Below are 5,484 nucleotides of genomic sequence, written 5' to 3' on the forward strand. Positions count from 1 at the left end.
ATTAGGATTTATATTTACGCCTTTCGATTTATATCTATTGGCTATGAACTCTCTTAAAGGCAAATATCCGTCCGCGTTATTATATTGCAAAGCCTGAATTCCGTTACTATCCAAAACTTTAGCGCATGCCTCTTTAATTTCTTTAACGGGAAAAGATATTGGATTTGGCAAACCTCCCGCAAACGAAATCAAATCTCCTTTTGCTGCAACATCAAGCATCATTTTTACAAACTGCCCTTGAAAATCTTCTTTTAAAGCTCTTTTCGATAATCTTACTTTCATGTCTAAAACTCCTTTATTAATTAAACGGTTTTTTATTTATAGTTTTTTATAAAATATAAACTAATACGAATTTTAAATTTTTACTTTATTTAATTAAATTTTTTATTTTTAAAATTTAAATTCTTTTAACAATATTACAGATTTGTATAAATTGCAATAGTTTAATTCGATTTATTTGGATTGCCACGCTATTCAAAATCGCTCGCAATAATAAAATGCGTTAAAAAATTGTTATTAAATAAAATTTTTACATTTTAATTTACTTTATTAAAACTTACTTTAAAATCAAAATTATATAAATCGGTTTGACATTTTAAGACATTTACGGCTAATTTTATGTTGTCGTCTATTTTCTTGCCTACGATAATCGCTCTAACTTCTTTATTTTGTTCTCTTTCCAAAAAAGAAACATATCGGGCTACTTGTCCTATAACTTTATCGGAAACTCTATTTTTCTTAAGTTCTATAACAACCATTCTTCCCTTTTTGTCTGTGGCTAATAAATCTATAGGTCCCGATATAGTCGGATATTGTCTCCTTATTAATCTTAATCCTTTATCCAATTCTTTTATATGTTTTTCTAAAAAATCTTCCAATATTTTTTCATCTACAAGAACGGATTTAAAGTCTTTTTCCGAAATAGCGTTTATGCTTTTATTTATTTTAATTTTATTTTTCTGACAATAATTATAAGTATTTAAAGCGTTATCTACATCCGATATATCCGTATAATAATCCAAAGCAAATTCGATAGGAGATATATTTTTATTGTCGCTTCCATAATAATAAAACCAATCTTTCTTTTCTTTAAAATCTATCCATATAGCGTTTTTATTGCAATCATTTAAAAATTTTTCCAATTCTTTTTTATTTTTAATAAATATATTCGAATTTTCTATATAAAATAAATCGGAAGAAGCGAAAAAATTAAAAGCGTAGCTGCTGTCCAATTCTATAGTGTTTAATATTGATTTTCTTTTTTTATTTTGTATATTCTTTATATTTTTTGCTTTCAAATAATCTTTTATTTTTTCCTTGTCTTTATCGCTTAATAATCTATATTTTTCTATTTCGTCTATAGATTTTTTAATTTCGTTATTATTTAATTTTTTAGCTATAAATAGGCAATATTCGTCTTTGGTTAAACGCTTATCTTTTAATTTTATTAAAACATTGGCTAAATAAAATATAGGCAATACTTTAATATTATCTTTATCTTTTGCAATATTAAATTTATTAAATTCAAATCTTCTTATTTGATTGAATATTATTTCCTCATAACTTGATTTTTCTAATAATAGTTTTCCTATGTCGGTTATATGCAATTTTTCCTTTTCATTAACCCAAGCCAAACCTAAAGTTGAAGTAATAACTTTTATAACTCTGATTATTGCGTTTTCATCGTCTTCGTTTTGATTTTCCGCTCTCGGTTCAAATAAACCTTTCTTTATAAATTCTTTTCTAATAATAGTTTGAAGTCCGCTATTCCATATTTCGTTTTCGTATTCTTTTAAAACAGATAATTTATTTTTTATATTTTCAAAATTATCGCTTTTTATCGCATAACCTTTTGGTATATACCAATATAAATTATTGCTTAAATAATTATTAAAAAATTCTTTCCAATATAACTCTTTTATTACATTCATAAATTATAACTCGAATAACATTTTTTCTTCGGTTGTTTTCAAAATATTATTAGCGTTGTTTTTATTTGGCATTTTTATTCTGTCTATAATTAAATTACGAGCCAAATTTTTATCGACATTCGCTATTCTGTCTCTCGCAATATTGCAATAATCCAAATTTAATTCTATTCCTATAAATCTTCTTTTGCTTATATACGCCGATAAAGTTGTCGAACCCGAACCGTTAAACATATCCAAAACTATATCGCCTTTAAATCCCAATTCTTCGACTCCTCTGAAAGTATACATAGCGATTAATCTATTTGGAATTTCCAATGGAAACGGAGCGGGATGTCCGCCAGAATTTTTTCTATTTATATTCGTTGGCATTATTGGCCAAACCTGCATAGAAACATTTAGCCATTCTTCCTGCGTGATTTTGCTATATTCTTTAATCTCTTGAGGAATTTTTTTAGGCGAGCCTTCCTTAACTAAAACATTTATAAATTCTATAGTATTGTCTTCATAAATATTGGGCGGATAAGGATAACTGCCGAACATTTTTTTAGAGGTTTGTTTTTGCCAAATATATAAACTAAATCTATGAAGTCCCAAATTGCTATCTAAAACTTTTCTCTCTATATCCGCAGAAATATTTAAAAGTTTTCTCGTATGAGTAGAAGCGTCCACAGATTTTGAAACGGGAACTATCGGAGTAATATAGGCTATTTTTCCGTTTGGTTCTAATACTCTTGCCGACTCTTTAAATATATTTAGCATTTGATATAAATATTCTTCGTAAGAGCATTGCCCGTATTGTCCGTCAACTCCGTAATCTATCAAATTCCAATAAGGCGGACTTGTTACAATTAACGATACGCTATTATCGTCTAATAATTTCATAGTTTTAAGAGCGTCATCGCAAGTTATTTTATTTATCAAGTTTTCCATAAAAAATATAATACTTTAATATTATTATAAATTCAATATTAAAATCGCATTTCAATATAAACCGATTGAAAAAATATAGCATTCATACTAAAATATAACGAAATTTTATAAATGAAACGGATTAAAAAAATGATTTACTATGATAACGATATTCTTATGTGCGAAGATATTGCAATTTCCGATTTGGTTAAAATCTACAAAACGCCTTTTTACATATATTCAAAAAACGATATTTTAAATAAAATTAAAAATCTTAAAAATATATTTTCGGAGATAAAAGATTGTTCAATTGTTTACGCGATAAAAGCGGAAAATAATTTATCGATATTAAAATTAATGATTGAAGAAGAAATTGGAGGCGATGTAGTTTCAATCGGAGAGATTTTAAAATATATAAAAGCTGGCGGAAAAGCGGAGAATATAGTTTTTTCGGGCGTGGCTAAAAGCGAAGAGGAAATAAAAAAATCTATTGAATTAAATATAAACAGATTCAATATAGAATCGTTTCCCGAAGCTATTAGAATAAACGATATTGCAAAAGAATTAAAAAGAAAAGTAAAATGTTCGATAAGAGTAAATCCTAATGTTGATGCTCATACTCATGAAAAAATTACAACGGGAATTCATGGAAATAAATTCGGAGTAAGCATAAAAACTATAAGAGAGAATTCAAAATTATTAAAAAGTTTGGACAATATAGAAATAGAATCTCTCTCAATGCATATCGGCTCGCAAATGGTTGACGCCGAACCTTTTTACAGAGCGATAATCGTAATGAAAAGCTTAATCGAAGAAATTAACGGCATGGGTTTCAATATAAAAAATATAGACATTGGCGGAGGTTTCGGAGTCCGTTATAATAGAGACCATTCGGGATTCGACTTTGATAAATTTAAAAAAGAAAGCGTAAGTTTATTGAAGGAAATGGATTTAAGCGTCACAGTCGAACCTGGAAGATATTTTGTGGCGGAAGCGGGCGCTTTGATAATGAAAATAGAATATATAAAAGAAGAATTAAATAGAAAATATGTCATTCTGAACGGAGGAATGAACGATTATATTCGAGTGGCGATGTATGAAGCCTACAACGAAATAATGCCTTTAGTAAAAAGAGAAGGTTTTTCAAATTACGATTTCGTGGGACCGATATGCGAAAGTTCGGATATATTTGCAAGCGATAGAGAATCCAATTTGCTTAAAGCGGGAGATTATGTCGCTTTGCTCGATGCGGGCGCTTACGGGTACAGCATGGCTGGAAATTATAACTCTCGTCCTTTAATAGCTCAAATTATGGTAGACAAAGACAAACATTATATTATAAGAAGAGAGCAGAGTTTTGAAGATATGATAAAAGACGAATTAATTTAAATCAATATTATTCATACTATAATAACATTTTTGACAAAACTTATAATTAGTATATAATTTATTAAAATTAATTTTTAGGAGAGAATTATGTCAACGCCACATATATCCGCTAATAAAGGCGATATAGCGGAAACTATACTTTTACCTGGGGACCCTTTGAGAGCGAAATTTATAGCGGAAAATTTTTTAGAGAATGTCGTTCAATATAATTCTGTTAGAAATATGTTCGGCTATACGGGAAATTATAAAGGCAAAAAAATTTCGGTTCAAGGCACGGGAATGGGAATGCCTTCTTGCGGTATATATTCTTACGAGCTAATACATTTTTTCGGATGCAAAAATCTTATAAGAATTGGAACGGCGGGAGCTTTATCCGACAAATTGAAAATTGGAGATTTGGTTATAGGAATGGGAGCTTGCACCGACTCGAATTACGCTTACCAATACGAGCTTAAAGGGACTTTCGCACCAATAGCGAGTTATGAATTATTAAAAAAAGCGGTAGACAAAGCGGAAAGCATGAAAATAAATTATCATGTAGGAAATATATTGTCTTCCGATGTATTTTACGGAGCGAATAATTCCACGATTGAATGGGCAAAAATGGGAGTTCTTGCCGTTGAAATGGAAGCCGCCGCATTATATATGAACGCCTCTTACGGAAAAGCGAACGCTCTTTGTATACTTACGATTTCCGATTCTTTGATTACGAAAGAAGCTACAACTCCCGAACAGAGAGAAAAAACTTTTACAAATATGATGGAAGTCGCCTTATCTTTGGCTTGATTATAAAGAAAAAATATCCTTTATAATATAAATAAAATCTTGTTTTTGGAATTTTTGAAACTGAATAACATTTTCTATCGCGTCCGCATAATATAATTTATTTTCGCTCGGCAAATAAGAAATGACGAAACTTTGAGAATTAAAGCCTTCAAATAATTCTTTCGTATATCCGTTTTTTGAAATGTCGATTATTCTATTGGGAATATTATCTCCGAAAAAAATAAAAACTATATGATTATAAAGTTTAGCTTTCAATATTTTTTCATTTTCTTTTTTATCTTTTTTGAATAGTTTTTGATTGTCGTCAATATATAAATCCAATATTTCGTTTAATTCGTTTTTAATCGTAGTCAAAATTCCTTCGCCGTCTTTGTCAATATCGACAAGTATAAAATAATAAGCGTATAATATTATTGATTTCTTTTTTTGGACGATTTATAGAAATAATAATATTTATATAACCGTCCTT

4 protein-coding genes and 2 pseudogenes are annotated in these 5,484 nt (G+C 28.8%); 2 read left to right on the forward strand and 4 right to left on the reverse strand.

The features are described 5' to 3' along the window. From EZH24_RS06600 to EZH24_RS06610, 3 genes and pseudogenes are all read right to left on the reverse strand, one after another. Nucleotides 1-282, reverse strand: a pseudogene (locus EZH24_RS06600) (aminotransferase-like domain-containing protein); the annotation flags it as partial. 254 nt (nucleotides 283-536) lie between these two features. Continuing rightward, on the reverse strand, nucleotides 537-1,931 hold the full coding sequence (locus tag EZH24_RS06605; RefSeq protein ID WP_137998339.1) for an AlwI family type II restriction endonuclease: 1,395 nt from the start codon (nucleotides 1,929-1,931) through the stop codon (nucleotides 537-539). A 3-nt stretch (nucleotides 1,932-1,934) separates the two neighbouring features. Further along, nucleotides 1,935-2,861 (reverse strand): DNA-methyltransferase, encoded by a 927-nt coding sequence (locus EZH24_RS06610; protein WP_137998340.1) that lies wholly within the window; start codon nucleotides 2,859-2,861, stop codon nucleotides 1,935-1,937. 129 nt (nucleotides 2,862-2,990) lie between these two features. Here EZH24_RS06610 and lysA point away from each other — a divergent pair, with 129 nt between their 5' ends. Further along, on the forward strand, nucleotides 2,991-4,229 hold the full coding sequence (gene lysA / locus EZH24_RS06615) for a diaminopimelate decarboxylase (protein WP_137998341.1): 1,239 nt from the start codon (nucleotides 2,991-2,993) through the stop codon (nucleotides 4,227-4,229). Between the two features lie 87 nt (nucleotides 4,230-4,316). Further along, nucleotides 4,317-5,015 carry a purine-nucleoside phosphorylase gene (gene deoD / locus EZH24_RS06620; protein ID WP_137998342.1) on the forward strand — a complete coding sequence of 233 codons (699 nt, stop codon included), beginning with the start codon at nucleotides 4,317-4,319 and terminating at the stop codon, nucleotides 5,013-5,015. On the opposite strand, the pseudogene EZH24_RS06625 reads toward deoD, so the two are convergent. After that, nucleotides 5,016-5,450: pseudogene (locus EZH24_RS06625) on the reverse strand (hypothetical protein); the annotation flags it as partial. Between the last annotated feature and the right edge of the window lie 34 nt (nucleotides 5,451-5,484).

The sequence above is a fragment of the Brachyspira catarrhinii genome, assembly GCF_005518285.1.
In the GTDB taxonomy this organism is placed as follows: domain Bacteria; phylum Spirochaetota; class Brachyspiria; order Brachyspirales; family Brachyspiraceae; genus Brachyspira; species Brachyspira catarrhinii.

What these genes read in the sequence shown, in the direction of transcription:
- EZH24_RS06605 (WP_137998339.1), bottom strand. Translation starts at nt 1,931, where the DNA reads ATGAATGTAATAAAAGAGTTATATTGGAAAGAATTTTTTAATAATTAT.
- lysA (WP_137998341.1), top strand. Translation starts at nt 2,991, where the DNA reads ATGATTTACTATGATAACGATATTCTTATGTGCGAAGATATTGCAATT.
- deoD (WP_137998342.1), top strand. Translation starts at nt 4,317, where the DNA reads ATGTCAACGCCACATATATCCGCTAATAAAGGCGATATAGCGGAAACT.
- EZH24_RS06610 (WP_137998340.1), bottom strand. Translation starts at nt 2,861, where the DNA reads ATGGAAAACTTGATAAATAAAATAACTTGCGATGACGCTCTTAAAACT.